Consider the following 16,712-nt stretch of genomic DNA (forward strand, 5'->3'; position numbering starts at 1 on the left):
GCCCTAATCAGTGAAGTCTCTTAAACTATACCGTGGAATCAGCGGCGCTCTGCAGGCGGTAGAAACGCTCCTTCCCCAAGGTCGCCCACCGCCTGCAGTCGCCTGAAAAAGCTTTCGGATTTCGAGTTCCTGCCTCTCCAGACGTTTCATAACTCACCTACTCACAATCCTCCCGCGGCAACCGTCAATTCAGGATAGGCAAAGGCGCTGCGGGAACGCCTAAATTTTCACGCAAGGTACTGCCTTCATATTCAGTGCGGAAAAGACCCCGCCGGCGCAGTTCTGGCAAAATCTTCTCGACGAGGTCATCTAGCGAAATCGTGTTGACTGCGATCATGAAGTTGAAGCCGTCGCAGGCTCCACCTTCGAACCAGTGCTCGAGTTGATCGACGACGTCGCTAGCCGTACCGATCAGCGTCGAATGCGCATTGGAGGCTGAAGAGCGGATCAGGACCTGGCGCAAGGTAAGTCCCTCCTTCTTCGCAGCTTCGACGTGATGGCCGCCGCGGCTGATCAACGTTTCCGGCGGTACGTCCGGAAACGGCGCATCGAGATCGCAACCGCTCAAATCGTAGGACTTCAGCGCGAGCTGGAGCGAGGCCATTGCCGCGCGCAGATCGATCAGGCCTTCGAGCTGTGCCCATTTGTCCTGGGCCTCCTGCCTGCTTTCACCCACGACGATCAGCGCTCCGGGCAACACCTTCACGTGATCAGGATCGCGGCCCCAGGCAGCCGCACGGCTGCGAATGTCGTCACGAAACGACTTGGCTTGTTCGAACGTCGATTGCGCGGTGAAGATCGCTTCGGCGACGCGAGACGCCATGGCGCGCCCTTCGGGCGATTGGCCCGCCTGGATGAGCAATGGGCGCTCCTGGGGCGACGCCACGCCTTTGAGCGGCCCGCGCACGCGATAATACTTGCCAACATGATTGATGGTTCGGATCTTGTCGGTATCCTTGTAGATACCGCTTGCCTGATCGCGCAGGTAGGCTCCGACTTCGAGCGCCTCCCACAGCTTCAGCACCACATCGACGAATTCCTCGCCGCGGGCGTAGCGCTCGACTTGGGGGACAAACGTCTGGTCCGCATATTGTGCGGCGTCATCCGGCGAAAGGCCTGTGACGATATTCCAGCCGACCCGGCCGCCGCTGATCACGTCCAGCGAGAGCACTTCGCGAGCAACATCATATGGCGGGCGGTACGAGGTCGCAATCGTTCCCGCGAGCCCGAGGTTCCGGGTATGCTGCGAGATCGCTGACAACAAGGTCATGGGTTCGAGATTGTCGCCTCCGCTGAGGCGACGGAAAACCTCGGGATTTTCCGCATTGCTCGGCGAGGCGGTATCGGCGACGAAGAGCATATCGAACTTGGCCGCTTCGAGCTTGCGCGCCAGTTCCACCCAACTGGCGATGCTGGGGCTGAACCCGATGTCTGCCTGGGGGTGGCGCCAGCCGGCCTGATGGTAGCTGCCACCACAAAAGGCGCCAAGCTTCATTTGTCTTTTTTCCTGGCTCATCGCTCTGACATCCTCTTTTTATTACAATGCTTTATACGCCATCATGGAGTAGCCTGCATCCGCCTCAGACCTATCGCACCCAGTCGGCTGGCAGGGTTTCATACCAAGCCGCTGGCAGATCGACGTACTTGCGCGACGACGATCGTATGAGCACCGCGTGGCCACGCTCGTCCGGCATGACGATGATCTCGGCATTGCAGAACAGTATGCCCTCGCGGTCGCGCCCGGTGACGGGATGCCCTTTCGGCCCGCGCACGATCGTCCGCTCGTCGATCACGAACGTCATCTCCTCGCCGCGTTCGGTGCGCAGGAGCACTCGCGTCTCGTCCGCGCTGACCACCCGGCCGACGAACGGGGCCGCCGATGCGGGAAGAAAGCGGATGTCCATCGAAAGCCGCAACTTGTTGGACCTGTTGGGCAACCCCGCATGCGCCGTCATGCTGTGAAACATGAGCACATCCCCGGCCTTGTAGTCCGGCCGGCGCCAGGCGGCATCCGGAATCGTGTCGGGGGGAATGCCGACGCGCGTGTTCGGGTCCTTGAACACGTCGGGCGGATAGAGGCTGGCCTTGTGCGATCCGGGCACCACCGCCAGCCCGCCGACTTCGTCGCCGATATCCATCAGCGGCACCCAGCAGGTGACGAAGTCGATCCCATAATTGTAGATGCCGTCCTGGTGGCGCGCTCCGAACGTCTCGGCACTGGTCCCGGGTGACAGCGGCGGCGCCGTGCGATGGACCACGATAGGCACCCAGGTCGGTGCTTCTCCCAGGAAAGTGCTGACCACCGCATCGAACGAGGGTTCTGCCACCAGGCTTCGCCACACATCGTCCGCGATTGGCCGTGCCAAGGCGCCGTCCACCCGATCCTTGCCGTTCCAGTCGGGGCCGCTCGATGAGGCATCCACCACGCCCAGATCCTTGAGCCGTGCGAGATACTCGTCGCGAACCCTGGCAATCGCATTGCGGTCGATCACGTCCCTGAAGAACAGGACACCGTCTTCGCGCCAGCGTTGCCGCAGCGCTTCCGGGTCCGTCAGCAGCGGGGCTGAATCGGGTAGTTCATCTATTTTCATCGTGCCTTCGCCTCATCCAAGCCCAAAGAATTTTTCCGCGCAGCCCGCGATGATCCAGTCGCGATCGGCCTGCGGCACGTCGCGAAAGTTGTCAGCGATCACCGCGTGGCTGTGCGGGAAGGTTGTTTCCGAATGGGGATAGTCCGACGACCACATGATGTTGCGGCAACCGGGCCGGTTACGCAGTTCGATGCCGATCCGATCGGAAATGAACGAGGCGTAGACGTTCTGGTCGAAGTAGTGGCTGGGCGGATGCTTGATGTCGCATTCGGTCCAGTGGCGCTGCATCTCCCACGTGCGGTCCATGTATTCGCAAGCCCACGGAATCCAACCCACGCCGCTTTCGATCAGGCCGATCCGTAACTGGGGAAAGCGATCGAACACACCGCCGTAGAGCATGATCGAGACGACTTCGAGCATCGCCGTCTTGCCCATCGGGACGTCCGGCAGGAAATTGGTCTTGTCCTTGTAGCGCGAGATGCGCGCGCCCAGATGAAAGGTGATCGCCAGGTCCAGCTCCTGCGCGGTGGCCCAGATAGGGTCGAACTCGGCATCGCGATACTGCCGCTCGCCGCCGACATCGCCGGTCATTGCCTGCCAGATCGAACTCATCTTTGTGAAGTTCTTGATAGACTGCGGGAAGGCGGGAATGTTGACCGCGACGTCCCCGCGCACCTTGGCCTCGTGCATCATCCTGACCGTCGTCGGCACGTCCACCGTGGGCAGGAAGGCGGCCGAAAACAGGCGCTTGGGGGCGTGAGCGCAAAAGTCCGACTGCCAACGATTGAAGGCGTCGAAACTGTCGAAGAACAAGTCGAGGTTGCCCGTTTGTAGTGGCCCGCCGCCGAACAGCACGGCCTTGTCCATGCCATCGCGGTCCATGTCCTCGATGCGCTTTTCGGCCTGCCAGCCCCCCAGCCGCATGTCGGAGAATTTGCCGACGTTCTTATACTCGCTGGTCTTGCGCCCGGCCTGACTCTGCATCAGGTGGACCTGCTTGCGCTGGCCCTCGAAGACTATGTAGTCGACATCGCCAACTGTTTCGACAGTGGGTGCCTGATCGCGGAATTGGGGCGAAAGATACTCCTTCCACATCTGCGGCGGCGGCGTGACGTGGACGTCGGCATCGACGACATAATCGGCAACACGCGGTGCCGCCTCGATCGCGCGATTAGCATCGACCTTTTCCAGAACGGTCATGGTATCAACTCCTCGGTTGGATGGCTTCGAGCAGGCCTGTCGGCGCGCTCGTCGGTCTCGAAGACAGGCAGGTTGAACGGTCCGGCCTCGTCCTCGCAACCGAGGAAGGCTAGCCGCACCGGCAGGCCCAGCCGCATGCCCTGCCCGGTCATCCCGGCGGGATTGGCGATGAAAAGCGGCCCTTCCTCAAGCTCGACGAGGATACAGTCCCACGGCATCGGGAACTGCCCCTGGTAGTAATCACGCTCGAACGTGCACCAGCTGGCGATGGCACCCCGGCCCGACAGCCGTTCCCATGCGAAGCCCTCGCCGCCGCAGGTCGTGCAGGCGGCCTCGATCGGCCAGGCTAGCGTATGGCAGCCGGTACAGCGCGGCAGGCGCAGTTCCTGCCGGTCGCACCATGCCCAGAAAGTGTCGTTACCGTGCCCCAGGGTGCGGTCGGGTCTCTTGTGCACCACCATCTCAGGCCGCCCGCGTCAGGATCAGCGGGTGGGCCACGTCGGTCTGCGCGACCGAGACCATCGAGGCCTCCAGCCCGGCGATCTGCCGACCGACCGCCTCGTGGCGCAATTGGCGCACCGCCTCGGTCACCAGGTTCCAGCCGTGCATGTAGGCGCCCGACATCATCCCGCCCGCAACGTTGACCGGCAGGCTCCCACCCACCGCCATCTTACCCTCTCGAAAGGCGCGAAGCCCCTCGCCGGCTTCCAGAAAGCCATAGCCCTCGATCTGGTTGACGAGATGGATCGAGGCCGGATCATATCCCTCGAAATGCCCGATCGCGGCAAGGTCCAGCCCGGCCATCGCCAGCGCCTGCGCTCCTGCATCGCGCAGTTGCGGGGCAAGCCGATCGCACACCAGCGTCGCCAACTTGCTGCCCCGGGCCCTGGATTCCCCCCAGCCGGCGACATCGATGGCGGGTTTTGTACAATCCCGCGCCTTGTCGCCTCGCCGTACGATCAGGCAAACCGCGCCGTCGTTGACCAGGCACATGTCGAATAGCCGCAAGGGCCGCACGATGGGGCGTGAGGCGAGGTAATTCTCGCGTGTCATCGGTGTCGTCATGATCGCCTGCGGATTGGCGGCCGCGTTCGCCCGAAGCTGAACCGCAACCGCGCCCAGGTCCGCCTCGTCGTAGCCGTACACTTCGAGGTAGCGCTGCGCGATCAGCGCCCAGTGCGCCGCCTGGCTGCTCCAGCCCCAGGGATGGTAATAGTAATACGACGTCGGCGTAGCCGCGCCCGCCTCTCCGCCCGAATAGGTCTTGCCGCCGTATTGACGCCCGATGGAGCGCGATGCTGCCGCGTAGACCATCGCGATCGTATCGGCCCTGCCCTCGGCGATCGCCGCGCAGGCCATCGGCAGTGGGCCAGCCATCAGCCCAGATGCGGTGACGCGATACGCCGGGTCGATGCCCAGTTGGGCTGCAAGTTCATCAGTCGTCGGACCGCCGTAGATCAGTGAGACCGAGAGCCCGTCGATATCCCCGCGCTCCAGCCCCGCATCGTCCAGCGCCTTTTCGAACGCTGCAAGCGCGAGGCCCTCGGCGGACACGGGCGGGCAGCCGTGCGCCTTTTCCCGCGCCGCCCGGTAAAGCGCGCGATGATCGGTTTCCCCGATACCGACGATCGCCGCCTTGCGGGACATTCCCGCATCGGCCTTGGGCATCGCACCGGAGCTCAGCCTGGACATCAGCGCACCACGCAGCGCAGCGACATGTCGCCGATTTCCTCGCGCGAAAAACCGGCGTCGAGCAGGAGTTCGTCGGTATGTTCGCCCAGCAGAGGCGCGCGAACGGGGGTCGCCGGGGCATAGCGACCATCAAAACCGACCGGACCGGCCGCGAGTCTGACCCGGGAGCCATCCTGCACCGCGACGTCGAACAGCAGTCCGTTCGCTTCGACCTGCGGGTCCACCGCAACCTCGTGGATGGTGCGTACCAGTTCCCACGGCGCATCCCAGGCATCGAACACAGGCTTCCATTCAAGCCAGTCGCGCGATCCGATCGTCGCCTGAATCTCCTCGATCAGATCGGCACCATTGTCGGCGCGTGCCGGATCGGTGGCGAAGCGGCTATCCTGCAACAGGTCGGCGCGGCCAATATTGTGGCACAGTGCTGGCCAGTAGCGATCGGGATCCAGGAACATCAACTGGATGAAGCGATCGTCGGCTGTCCGGTAAGGATAACGCAGCGGCGCCCGCGTCGGATTGCCGACATGGGCGTGCTGTTCGGGCGACTGGGTCTGGCTCACCACCACATCCGCCGAAAGCGCCCATACCGCCGTCGAGAGCAGCGACACGTCGACGACTGCCGCCTCGCCTGTCATCGCCCGCTTGAACAGGGCCCCGGCGATCCCATAAGCGACCGACACGCCGCCCAGATGATCGCCAAGCGCCGGGCGCGGCTTGAGCGGTTCGATCATGCCCTTGGGCCGCAGCGCGTGCGCGAAGCCGCCACGCGCCCAGAACGCGGTGGCATCGTAACCCGCCTTGTCGACTTCGGCGCCTTTGAACCCGAAACCGTTGCCGCGCACGTAGATCAGCTTTGGATTGCGGCCCTGCAGGTCCTCGGGCGTCAGTCGCAACGCCTTGATCGCCTTGGGACGAAGACTGGTCAGGAAGACATCCGCAGTATCGATCAGACGCAGCAGAACCTCGCGCCCCGCCGCAGTCTTGAGGTCGATCGCGATGGACTTCTTGCCCCGGTTGTTCTGTTCCAGCGAAAGATTGGCCGACCCTGTTTCGCGGCCGTCGCCAATCTTGAGCGATCTATAGGGATCGCCGCTTCCGACGGTTTCGACGTGGATCACTTCAGCCCCGTGATCGGCAAGCAACGCACCAGCGGCGGGCACGAACACGAACTGGGCCAGTTCGATGATCCTAACCCCGGAAAACACCTCTTTCATCCCGCTCCTCCTCGCATCGATCATAGCCTTCTTCGCCAAGTTCTAACAAGCGTTTGTTTTTATATGCAAGGGATTTCTTGACCCCGCCCTTTCCTCTCGCAAGCACAGACAAGTGTTGGCCCGGACGCCGACCGTCCTATAGAAGCGGTTCCATGATGATGTTTCTGCCCTGCGCGCCCTCTGTCCAACGCCATCTGGCGCAGCATCGCGGAGGCGGTTCATGAGCGGCAAGCCCCGGAAGGATGCATCCATCCATCCGCCGACCGACAAGGGTAGCGAGCGCCGCCAGCGCATCCTCGACGCCGCCCGACGCCGGTTCGCCGCATCCGGGTTCGAAGCGACGACAGTGCGCCAGATCGCCGACGACGTCGAATTGCTCGCAGGGAGCCTTTACTATCACTTCGCCAACAAAGAGGAGATGCTCCACGAAACCGTGCGCGATGCCGTGCAGCGGCTCAGCGACGGCGCGCAGGAAATCCATCGCCGGGACGCCGACCCGGAAACCAAGCTTGTCGCGCTGATCTTCTTCGACGTGGAGGAATTGACCGAACACCAGGAGGTCCACGCGATTCTCCACCAAGAGCGGGCCTACTTCCGGGCCAATCCGGATCTCGCTTACGTCCTGCAGGGGCGAAGGGAGCACTACCTCGTCTGGCGCGCGCTGATTGAGCAGGGCATGGCGGAAGGCTATTTCAGCCAAGACATCAATGTGTTCCTGACCCTTTCAACGATGATCCGCATGCTCAATACCGGCGCCGACTGGTATCTGCATGACGATCCGGCCACGATCGATGCCGCCGGAATCCTGTCACGCGAGGAACTTGGCGCCTTTTACGTGAACTACGTGCTGCGCGTCGTGCGGACACCAGAGCGGATCACCGCGCCCATCCCCTGGCCGCCCGGTTACCCCGGGTCCCGAGGCGGCTGATCCCACTCACTAGCAACAAACAATCAAACGCTTGTTCAGTTTCTGGGCTACTGATAGACTTCTCTCCATGAGCTACCGCCGTGCAAGGTGGCCTGAGAGAGGATTGCCATGGCTGCCCGGGACGATGGATTTCTGAAGACGTCGGCTGCGCTCGATACCGCCACGAAAGTCGTGATCCTGGCGGGAGGCCTGATCGCCTCGCTGGCGCTCATGGCGATTGCGTCGGTGCTGCCGCAGATCGACCATGCACTTGCCCGGGGGCCCGGCGACCATATGCTGGTCAAACAGCTAGTCGGTGCTGTCGCGCTGGCCATGGTCGTGGGCGCCTCGACGGTCGGCTTCCTGATCGACCGGTTCGGCATCAGGCCGGTGCTGATCGCAGCGGCGGCCCTTTATGCCCTGGCAGGCACGGCGGGCCTCTATCTTAGCGATCTGCATTCGTTGCTGGTTTCGCGGCTCTTCGTCGGGGTCAGCGCCGCAGCAATCCAGGTGGCCTGTATTACGCTGATCAACACCCAGCTCGAAGGCGTGGCGCGGGCCCGATGGATGGGCCTGCATATATCGGTTGCGATGTTCACCGCGATATTCGCGCACCCGATTGCCGGCGCCTTGGGCGAAATCAGCTGGCGTCTGCCGTTCGGCCTCTATGCATTGGGCTTGGTGCTGATCCCTGCGGCGCTGCGACTGCAAGCCAGCGCGCCGGACGCATTGGGCAGCGCATCCGCGCAGGCAGAGCGCCGGACTTTGCCGGGCTGGTTCCCGTTTCGCTATCTGCTGCTGGCATTCGCGATCGGCACCCTGGCGCTCATGCCGAGCGTGCAGGTGCCGTTCCTGCTGCGCGAGAAAGGCCTCATCCGACCTTCGGCGATCGCCCTGGTCCTCACGGCCGATTCGCTGGCCGGCGCGATGATGGCAATGCTCTATGGACGCGCCCGCACCCATATCTCGGCCCACGCCGCGTTCGCATTCAGCTTTGCGACGGCGGCCGTCGGCCTTTTCATTGCGGCATTGGCAGGCAGCATCGCAATGGTCATCGCCGGTTTGCTGATCTATGGCCTGGGGATCGGCTGGTTCGTCCCCAACCTGATGACCGCCCTGTCTTCACGCGTCACCCCCGTTCATCAGGGGCGCGCAGCTGGCATCGTCAAGGCAGCGCATTTTCTGTCCGCCCCGGTCGCCGTCGCCATGGTGGAGCCACTGGCGCGCAGCTATGGGCCTTCGGGCACCCTGTATGCGGCATCCGGGCTCGCCTTCGGTTGCCTGATCGTCATCGGCTGGCGATACCTCCGACAACACCGGCAACAGTGAGGTAACGGCGCGGGAGGACCGTCGAGGCCCACCTGATCCAGAATCCAGAGAGCAACGAAAAAGGGCTGCGCGATGGCGGAGCCCTTTCCCCGTTCCGGCAGTAAGCCCGGCGTCATGCCGGTTCTGCTCAGTTCCCGAAGCGATACTTCAGTCGCACGCCGATCATGCGCGGCTCGCCGACCGCGCCGCCCTCGATGCCGAAGCTGGGATAACCCCCAAAGGTCGCATTGTAATACTTGCGCTTGGTGAGGTTGGTCACGAACAGCGCCAGGTCCACCGGCATGTCCGCAACAGAACCCCAGTTCACGTTGAGATTGACCAGGTCGAGCGCGGGCAGCTTTCCGTAATCATACGGGATTGCCCCAGCAAGGAACGCCGGAGTGTCCTGATAGTTCGCGTACTGGCTATCGATATGCGAGTAGGTCACGCCCACCGACAGCTTGCCGTAGCCCTCAGGCAGCGGCAGCGTATACGTGCCAGTAACCGTAAGTTTGTTTTTGGGTGAGTATGTCAGCGGATAGCCAACCCGCGCGCCGCTCAGCGTAATGGCCGAGAAGACGATGTCCGGCGGCGGGACCGTCAGCGACTTCACATCAGTGTCAAGATAGGCATAGGCCGCATCGAGGGTAAAACCATGAAAAGGTGTGATGGACGCATCCACCTCGATGCCCTTGATCGTGGACTTTCCGGCATTGACGATCAACTGCGCAGGCGTCGTCCCGGGCGTGCGCAGGAAGCCGGCGGCAGTGATCTGCTGGTTGCTGAAATCGTTGTAGAAGCCCGCAATATTGAACGTTCCACGCACTGCGCCACGCCAGCTGGTCTTCAGGCCGATTTCATAGTTGTCGATCTTTTCGGGTTCAAACGCTTCTTGGCCGTAGCCTTCCGCCTTGAGCTGTCCCTGCCGGTAGCCCCTGGCATACTTGGCGTAGAGCAGCACGTCCTCGACAGGCTTGTAATCAAGATCGATCAGCCATGTCGGGGCCTGCGAGTGCCCGGTCAGGTGGGTCTGGCACTGTTCGACAGTCAGCGTGCCCGGGTTCGTCGCACTGCCGCGCGATCCGAAGCGAAAGCCATCGACGCAATAGCCGACTGGCGGATTGGCGGTCGGAGGCACCGGCGCATAGTTCATCTGGCGGCTGGTGAGCTGATAACGATCCCACGTGTAACGGATACCGCCTGTGACGCTCAACTTGCTGTTGAGCTTGAACGTGGCCTGCGAATAGAGCGCATAGTCCTGCAGGTAGTACTTGTTGACACGTGCTGTCAGCGTTGTCGTTGCCGCTGGCGCACCTGCGGCGGGAGTGAACGGGCCGCACCCCAGGAACGCGTCAGTTCCGGTGCACGATGCCGTGTTCGTCGAAACGATCCCGGCAAAGCCCAGCGGGGTGTTGCGCTCCATGTATGCGCCTGCCTGCCAGGTCAGCCGATCGCCAAGCGCGGAGCCCTGGAACTGCAGTTCCTCCGTAAGCGTAGCGCCCGAAGCGGTGTTGAGGCCGGGAAACGGGTTCGAGAATACCCGCACCGCATTGGTACCGGCATTGGGGCCGCTGACGATCTCAAGGTTTTCGCCGTAAACGGTCCCTCGCGTGGATTCGCGGAACTGCGAATAGGCGAAGATGTTCTTGATCGTCAGGGTGTCAGCCGGAACCCAGGTGGTGGTGTTGACCACTTGCCATTGCTCGACTTTCTGAAAGGGCGGCAAAAGACCGGCCTCGCCAGTATGGAAACCGCGATCGGAGCCTCTGTCGACTTGCCCGCATTGCAGCGCGACAAGCGCCGAAGTTGCCGCCTGGCTGCGGTTGCAAGCAAACACGCGCGGCAGCGAACCATTGGTATCGGACTTGCTGTACGTGCCGACGGTGTAGTTTTCGAGATTGGGCGTGATGTCGGCGACGACGCTGACACGTCCAGCCCAATAGTCGATGTCGTTGAAATGGCTTGGACCGATGCCCGAGACGCTCTTCATGAAACCTTGGCGGGTCTGCCGGTCAAGCCCTACTCGAACGCGGAGGGTGTCGGCGACCGGGACATTGACCACGGCCTGGATACGGCGCAACTCGTGATTGCCGAGCGAGCCTTCGACATAGCCCTCAAGCGCATCGGTCGGCCGCTGCGGTACGATGATGACGGCCCCTCCGCTGGTATTGCGGCCGAACAGTGTGCCCTGCGGCCCCTTGAGAACCTGCAGGTTCTGCAAGTCGAAGAATGACCCCGGTCCCGCGCCATTGCCCGCTGCGGTGCTGGAGACAACGCGGGGTGCCGGTGCATCGGCGAAGTACACCCCTACCGAAGGCGCGGCGCCGGCATCCTGGTTGAAGCCGCGTATCGCGAAGGATGTCTTTTCCGCGCCGAACCTACTGTTGGTCGATAGCGACGGAGTATAGATGGCAATGTCGCCAGCAGAGACGATGTTGCGATTGGCGAGCTGCTGCTGGCTGAACGCGGTGATCGAGATCGGCACGTCCTGCAGTCGTTCTTCGACGCGCCGAGCCGTGACGATGATATCTGCCGCGCTGTCTTCGGAGACGACCTGCGTTGTATGCGACTGGGCAAAAGCAGGATAGCTCGCCGTACAAAGGACAAAAAGAGCAGTGCCACAACACCATCTATTTATATTCATATGATCTCCCCATTGGCATATTGATTTTTATTGGAAAGCGATGTGCCAGATACATTCCGGGCGTGCCTGCGATCGCTTCAATGCCTTGGCGCCGCCCATTGCACGCCATCGCCACTCTCCCGTCTCGGCCAAATCCGGAGCACGAGAATGCGTCCGGTATGCCTTCTTCCATTCAGACTGCGTGGGCAGGCGGCCCAAGTCAACAAATTCTAACTAATGTTTGGAAACATAAGTGCCGGGTCCGTAATTCCCGGCACTGACGCGATGCTCATGCCATCGAATTGCCGCACCTGTGAGGTGCGGGCGTAAGCCTGCGCGTTGCCGCTTTAGGCCCCGAATTGCACCAGTTACGAAGCTATCCAACCATCGGGCGATGCCTTCGAATCATGGCCTCCAACCGAGGTGATCTTGCGAGGATCGCCACGCCGATTTCACGCATCTGCTAGTTCAGTTTTAGACTCGGCGGCGTTTTCTGAACGATCGCTAAAGGTCGCTTGGCTGAGCTGAATGACTGACCGGCTGACGCCGGTAGGATCATGCGGCGGGGCTGAAGCCATCCTTGTGGGTATGCTTTTCGAGATACCGCATGATGATGTCATCGGTGATGTTGCCGGAGGTAGTCGAGAAGTAGCCGCGTTGCCAGAAGCGTTGCCCCCAATACCGCTTGCGGATGTGCTCGAACTCCTGCTGGATTTTCCGTGACGATCGCCCCTTGGCACGGCGGACGAAATCGCTGACGGAAACGTGCGGCGGGATTTCGACGAACATGTGCACGTGGTCCTTCGACAGTGCCCCATTGATGATCGTCACGCCCATCTCGGCGCAAACTTGCCTGATAATTTCCCGGACCCGCAGGCGCACGTCGCCATGGAGCACCTTGAAGCGATACTTGGGTGCCCAGACGAGATGATAGCGATGATGGAATGTCGTGTGACAACCGCTCTTGTAGCGCATAGCCTGTAACCTCGGGAAAAACGGAAGACTTACGCCCTTCAGGCGGTCTTCCGTTTTTCCCGAGGTTACAGGCTTGCACGCGAGTCTACGGCTGAAGCCAGTATCCGACTGGAAGTCGGAGGGGTTCCTCCCCGAAAGAGGACTCTAAACGGATATCGGAGTATCCGACCAGACCCTGTCGCTTCGATCAGCGGCCGCGAGGGCCTACTCCTGACAGAAGCTGCTGACAGAGTTCTTCGAAGCCGACCGGCTGTTACGCGCCCATCCCAGTCATAGACTGCAGATTACGGCGATCCTAATTGCGGAAAGGCCGTTAACGAACCGATGGCAAGCATCAGTTGGCGGAAAATTGGGGTAGCTGATAGAGAATTGCTCGTCCGTCCTCGTAGTCCAACGTATACAAAGCGGAATTTTGTTCACTAGGCTCGCGCCTGAAGTGTCGCCTATCGTATCTGCCATGTGGACGCGTCGCTCCTACGCCCTTCTTTATATGCGATAAGAGCCGGGCAATCGCACCGTGCGCGACGGACCCCAATGCGCGCAATAGTGTCAACGGCGGCGTGATTCCGGTGTGCCGAGTAGGCGTTCGATAGCGTCCAGTTCAGAATGCTCGAAATCGAGCCGATTTATTGCATCAAGCGAATCATTGAGTTGGTTAACCGTTCTTACCCCGATGAGAGCAGAAGTCATCCGCGGATCGCGGAGAACCCAGGCGATCGCCATCTGAGCAAGCGTCTGGCCGCGATCTTCCGCGATCGAGTGCAGACTGCGGATGCGATCCATAGTCTCTGGAGCAAGCAATTCCTTCTTGAAAGACCCGGATCGTGCACCTCGCGCATCACCGGGAACACCATTTAGATATTTGTTGGTAAGCAACCCTTGCGCGAGAGGAGAGAAAGCGATGCACCCCATCCCCGCATCACCAAGCACCTCTTGCAGTTCCGTTTCAATCGAACGGTTCAGCAAAGAATAATTCGGCTGATGTATGACCAGATGAACACCCATGGCAGAGAGGATACGCACGGCCTCCTTTGTTTGCTCGGCCGTGTAGCTCGATATTCCGACGTAAAGCGCCTTTCCCTGTCGATGCAAGTGAGCCAACGCCCCCATCGTTTCTTCCAGCGGCGTATCCGGGTCGAACCGATGGGAATAAAAGATATCGACATAGTCCAGGCCCATGCGCTTCAAACTCTGTTCGCATGAAGCAATGAGATACTTTCGTCCCCCGCCACCTTGGCCATATGGTCCCGGCCACATGTCCCAGCCTGCCTTGCTTGAAATGATCAATTCATCACGATGCGAGGCAAAATCAGACGCAAGCAGGCGACCGAAATTCTCTTCCGCAGACCCGTATGGTACGCCGTAATTGTTCGCGAGATCGAAATGGGTTACCCCTCGATCAAAGGCTCGCCGCAACATGGCACGGGAGGTCTCGAAGACATCGGTTCCCCCGAAATTCTGCCATAAGCCCAAGCTAATAATCGGAAGATCCAGCCCGGACCGCCCGCACCGGCGGTAGATCATGTGTCCATCGTAACGATCAGGATTGGCATTCCAAGGTGTCGTCAAGGACATAGCGTTATTTCTCAACGTTCGAGCAGTTATCTTTTGCCAATATATCTCGTATATCTTGATACATCGCGAAACCTATTAATGTATGAAAAGTACTTAATCATAAAACCCTTAACATAACGCAAATTTATTGGCATTAAAAACAACCTGCCCTCAATGAAGTGCATCCTCCAAAAAATATCTTCAGGGGCACACCCCTGAAGACTTAGAGGTGGGAATGAGAATGAACTTTCGACTTCAGAAGTCGAAGCTGGCGCGGATCCCATAAGTGCGCGGCGCGGCGTACTGATAGGCAATCTGCGTGCTGGCCGGGCCGGTGCCGGTCAGGATCAGCTTGTCCTCCAGATTGCGGACATAAGCTTCCACCGACCATGCCTTGTCGGCGGGCTTGTAGGTCAGCATCAGGTCGGACTTGGTGTAGCCGCTCTGCTTCTCCGAATCCCAGTTGTAGAAGCTGAAGTAGGACTTGGATTCGATGTGCGTCTGCGCCCGTGCGGTCAGCGTGCCGAAGCCCAGGTCGAAATCGTGGCTGTACCCGAAGTTCGCCGACCAGCGCGGCGCCTGTGGCGGCACGTTTCCGGCAAGCTGGAGATTGCCGTCGCCGTCCGCCACCGCGAAGTCGGTGTACTCGGCGTGGACATAGGCGACATAGGCATCGAAGTGATCGGCCGGGGTCGCCAGCCAGGTCACGTCCGCTTCCACGCCCTTGTAGCGCGACTTGCCCGCGTTGTAGACGTCGATCGAGGAGAAGCCGTCGTCGCGGATGATGAACTGCGAGACCTGCTGGTCCTTGTAATCGTACCAGAACGCATCGACGTTGACCTGCAACGTGCCGCCGAAGAAGCGGTTCTTGAGGCCGATCTCGTAGGACGTGATCTTTTCCGGACCATAGGCCGAATTGTCGGTGAAGCCGCCCGACTTGAAGCCGGTGTCGAACTTGAAGTACGCCATGTTCTGCGGCGTGAACTGGTAGTTCAGCCCGGCGTGGTAGGTGGTGACCTTGTCGCTCGAACGGCCGTACTGGTCGCCGCTCTCGTAATTGATCGCGCCCGTCTCGAGATAGGCATCGCCATCGGTCGAGGTGTACGAGCCGGAGCGATGCTTCTTGTCATGGGTGTAGCGGATACCCCCCTCGACTTCGAGCTGGTCGGTGAGCTTGTAGGCCGCCTGGCCGAACACCGCGCGCGAAGTGGTGACAGTGTCGGGATAATAGTAGCGCGCCAGCAGCACGTAATCGCCGATGACGGCATTCTTGCCTGGATAGTCGCGGAACTGCGCGTCGACCGAGTTCTTTTCGCGGAAGTAGAAGCCGCCGACCTGGAAGCGGAATGGCCCGTCCAGTTGCGAAGTCAGGCGCACTTCATGGTTCCAGGTCACGGGCTTCTCGTGCTGGAAGAAGGTCATGTTCTGGCGATTGCTGCCGTAGACCGGCTCGTCGAGCGCGTTGCGGGTGTAATCGAGGTTGCGGTAGCCGCCGAGGTAGGTGACGGTCGCGAAGTCGAGATCGTAATCCGCGTTCCAGCGCAGGAAGTAGGTGTCGCCCTTCACGTAGGCGCCATCGGTCTGCGACCAGCTCTTGCCGTCGCCGGGGATCGGCGGCTTCACCGTGATGTCCGGCTCGCCGTCGGCGCCGGTGACCGGGGTGATGCCCTGACGCACGGGGCCGACGCCGCCAAGGTGCGAATATTCGCCGATCAGGTCGATGGTGAGCCGGTCGGTCGGCTTGAACAGCACGCTCAGGCGCGCGGCCTTGCTGCGCTCGTCGTCGCCGTCGCGGCCGACCGGGTTGTTGCGGTAGCCGCTGTGGTCGCGGGTCTGGAACGCGGCGCGCACCTGCAGCGTGTCGGTGACCGGCAGGTTCACCATGCCCTGGGTGATGAACGTGTCGTAGTTGCCGATCTCGCCCGAGACGTTGGCCTCGAAGTGGTCGACCGGCTTGGCCGAGACGATGTTGATCGAGCCGCCGGTGGAGTTGCGGCCCAGCAGCGTGCCCTGCGGTCCGCGCAGCACCTCGATCCGCTCGACGTCGAACATCGTCGCGTTGAGGCCCAGCGCGCGCTGGAAGTAGATGCCGTCGATGCTCAGCGCCACGGCCGGATCGCCGATCTCGCTGGTATCGCGGCTGGAGACGCCGCGCACGGTCAGGATCGTCTGCGCGCCGTTGTTGGAGAAGTTGAAGCCCGGCGCCACGCCCGCCAGATCCTGCAGGTTGCCGACGCCGTTGGCCTTGATCGCCTCCGCATCGATGACCGAGATCGCGAGCGGGGTCTTCTGCAGCAGGGTGGGACGCTTCTCAGCGGTCACCACGATGTCGCCGAGGCCGGTTCCGGTGTCGGCGGATGCTTCGGCCGATTGCGCGGACGCCGCCTGCGAGCCCATCAGCGCGAGCGCGCATGTACTTGCCGCGAGCAGAAAATTCCTGGATCGATTCATTGTCGATTAGCCCTCGTGTTGGTGCCGGATCGGCAGCCGCTTTCCCTGACACGCGCTGGCAGCGCGTGATCTCGTGTTGGTCGGAAGATGTTGATGTGTCCGGGCTGGTCCCGGCTCGCTTTTTTCCCGGAAGCCGCAGGCGGCTCCATCGTCCTGACTGTGACCGTGCACGCAGGTTGCCAGCGCAGGCGGCCTGC

General features: G+C 61.3%; 12 protein-coding genes. 2 read left to right on the top strand and 10 right to left on the bottom strand.

What is annotated here, in order from left to right:
- Nucleotides 1–184 precede the first annotated feature (184 nt).
- The 6 genes from BES08_RS20315 to BES08_RS20340 form a co-directional block, all read right to left on the bottom strand.
- A complete protein-coding gene (locus BES08_RS20315; RefSeq protein WP_036529858.1) occupies nt 185–1,516 on the bottom strand; it encodes an LLM class flavin-dependent oxidoreductase in 1,332 nt (443 codons plus the stop codon).
- 70 nt (nt 1,517–1,586) lie between these two features.
- The gene (locus BES08_RS20320; protein ID WP_069709410.1) at nt 1,587–2,591 is read right to left on the bottom strand and encodes a phytanoyl-CoA dioxygenase family protein; all 1,005 of its coding nucleotides are present in this window, start codon (nt 2,589–2,591) and stop codon (nt 1,587–1,589) included.
- A 12-nt stretch (nt 2,592–2,603) separates the two neighbouring features.
- On the bottom strand, nt 2,604–3,791 hold the full coding sequence (locus BES08_RS20325) for an amidohydrolase family protein (protein WP_051587261.1): 1,188 nt from the start codon (nt 3,789–3,791) through the stop codon (nt 2,604–2,606).
- A complete protein-coding gene (locus BES08_RS20330; RefSeq protein WP_162177445.1) occupies nt 3,788–4,246 on the bottom strand; it encodes a Zn-ribbon domain-containing OB-fold protein in 459 nt (152 codons plus the stop codon). Before BES08_RS20330 ends, BES08_RS20325 begins: the two co-directional genes overlap by 4 nt.
- 7 nt (nt 4,247–4,253) lie before the next feature.
- Nucleotides 4,254–5,483, bottom strand: coding sequence for a thiolase family protein (locus BES08_RS20335; protein ID WP_051587260.1), 1,230 nt, complete (start codon nt 5,481–5,483; stop codon nt 4,254–4,256).
- A complete protein-coding gene (locus tag BES08_RS20340) occupies nt 5,483–6,697 on the bottom strand; it encodes a CaiB/BaiF CoA transferase family protein (RefSeq protein WP_036531190.1) in 1,215 nt (404 codons plus the stop codon). Before BES08_RS20340 ends, BES08_RS20335 begins: the two co-directional genes overlap by 1 nt.
- Before the next feature lie 220 nt (nt 6,698–6,917).
- Between BES08_RS20340 and BES08_RS20345 the strand changes: the two genes are divergently transcribed.
- Together BES08_RS20345 and BES08_RS20350 are read left to right on the top strand one after the other, a co-directional pair.
- Entirely contained in the window at nt 6,918–7,625 is a 708-nt protein-coding gene (locus BES08_RS20345; RefSeq protein ID WP_051587259.1) for a TetR/AcrR family transcriptional regulator, read from the top strand.
- Nucleotides 7,626–7,733: 108 nt separating this feature from the next.
- Nucleotides 7,734–8,933 carry an MFS transporter gene (locus tag BES08_RS20350; protein ID WP_036531188.1) on the top strand — a complete coding sequence of 400 codons (1,200 nt, stop codon included), beginning with the start codon at nt 7,734–7,736 and terminating at the stop codon, nt 8,931–8,933.
- Between the two features lie 127 nt (nt 8,934–9,060).
- Here the strand turns inward: BES08_RS20350 and BES08_RS20355 are convergent, their stop codons facing one another.
- The 4 genes from BES08_RS20355 to BES08_RS20370 form a co-directional block, all read right to left on the bottom strand.
- The gene (locus tag BES08_RS20355; protein WP_083274777.1) at nt 9,061–11,556 is read right to left on the bottom strand and encodes a TonB-dependent receptor; all 2,496 of its coding nucleotides are present in this window, start codon (nt 11,554–11,556) and stop codon (nt 9,061–9,063) included.
- A gap of 534 nt (nt 11,557–12,090) precedes the next feature.
- Nucleotides 12,091–12,510 carry an IS200/IS605 family transposase gene (tnpA, locus tag BES08_RS20360; protein ID WP_036530815.1) on the bottom strand — a complete coding sequence of 140 codons (420 nt, stop codon included), beginning with the start codon at nt 12,508–12,510 and terminating at the stop codon, nt 12,091–12,093.
- A gap of 549 nt (nt 12,511–13,059) precedes the next feature.
- Complete coding sequence (locus BES08_RS20365) at nt 13,060–14,085, bottom strand: aldo/keto reductase (protein WP_069709411.1); 1,026 nt, start codon at nt 14,083–14,085, stop codon at nt 13,060–13,062.
- 234 nt (nt 14,086–14,319) lie between these two features.
- Nucleotides 14,320–16,515 (bottom strand): TonB-dependent receptor, encoded by a 2,196-nt coding sequence (locus BES08_RS20370; protein ID WP_036527806.1) that lies wholly within the window; start codon nt 16,513–16,515, stop codon nt 14,320–14,322.
- Nucleotides 16,516–16,712: the final 197 nt, after the last annotated feature.

Origin of the sequence: Novosphingobium resinovorum (assembly GCF_001742225.1) — a bacterium.
GTDB lineage: Bacteria > Pseudomonadota > Alphaproteobacteria > Sphingomonadales > Sphingomonadaceae > Novosphingobium > Novosphingobium resinovorum_A.

What these genes read in the sequence shown, in the direction of transcription:
- BES08_RS20315 (WP_036529858.1), bottom strand. Translation starts at nt 1,516, where the DNA reads ATGAGCCAGGAAAAAAGACAAATGAAGCTTGGCGCCTTTTGTGGTGGC.
- BES08_RS20320 (WP_069709410.1), bottom strand. Translation starts at nt 2,591, where the DNA reads ATGAAAATAGATGAACTACCCGATTCAGCCCCGCTGCTGACGGACCCG.
- BES08_RS20325 (WP_051587261.1), bottom strand. Translation starts at nt 3,791, where the DNA reads ATGACCGTTCTGGAAAAGGTCGATGCTAATCGCGCGATCGAGGCGGCA.
- BES08_RS20335 (WP_051587260.1), bottom strand. Translation starts at nt 5,483, where the DNA reads ATGTCCAGGCTGAGCTCCGGTGCGATGCCCAAGGCCGATGCGGGAATG.
- BES08_RS20340 (WP_036531190.1), bottom strand. Translation starts at nt 6,697, where the DNA reads ATGAAAGAGGTGTTTTCCGGGGTTAGGATCATCGAACTGGCCCAGTTC.
- BES08_RS20345 (WP_051587259.1), top strand. Translation starts at nt 6,918, where the DNA reads ATGAGCGGCAAGCCCCGGAAGGATGCATCCATCCATCCGCCGACCGAC.
- BES08_RS20350 (WP_036531188.1), top strand. Translation starts at nt 7,734, where the DNA reads ATGGCTGCCCGGGACGATGGATTTCTGAAGACGTCGGCTGCGCTCGAT.
- BES08_RS20355 (WP_083274777.1), bottom strand. Translation starts at nt 11,556, where the DNA reads ATGAATATAAATAGATGGTGTTGTGGCACTGCTCTTTTTGTCCTTTGT.
- tnpA (WP_036530815.1), bottom strand. Translation starts at nt 12,510, where the DNA reads ATGCGCTACAAGAGCGGTTGTCACACGACATTCCATCATCGCTATCAT.
- BES08_RS20365 (WP_069709411.1), bottom strand. Translation starts at nt 14,085, where the DNA reads ATGTCCTTGACGACACCTTGGAATGCCAATCCTGATCGTTACGATGGA.
- BES08_RS20370 (WP_036527806.1), bottom strand. Translation starts at nt 16,515, where the DNA reads ATGAATCGATCCAGGAATTTTCTGCTCGCGGCAAGTACATGCGCGCTC.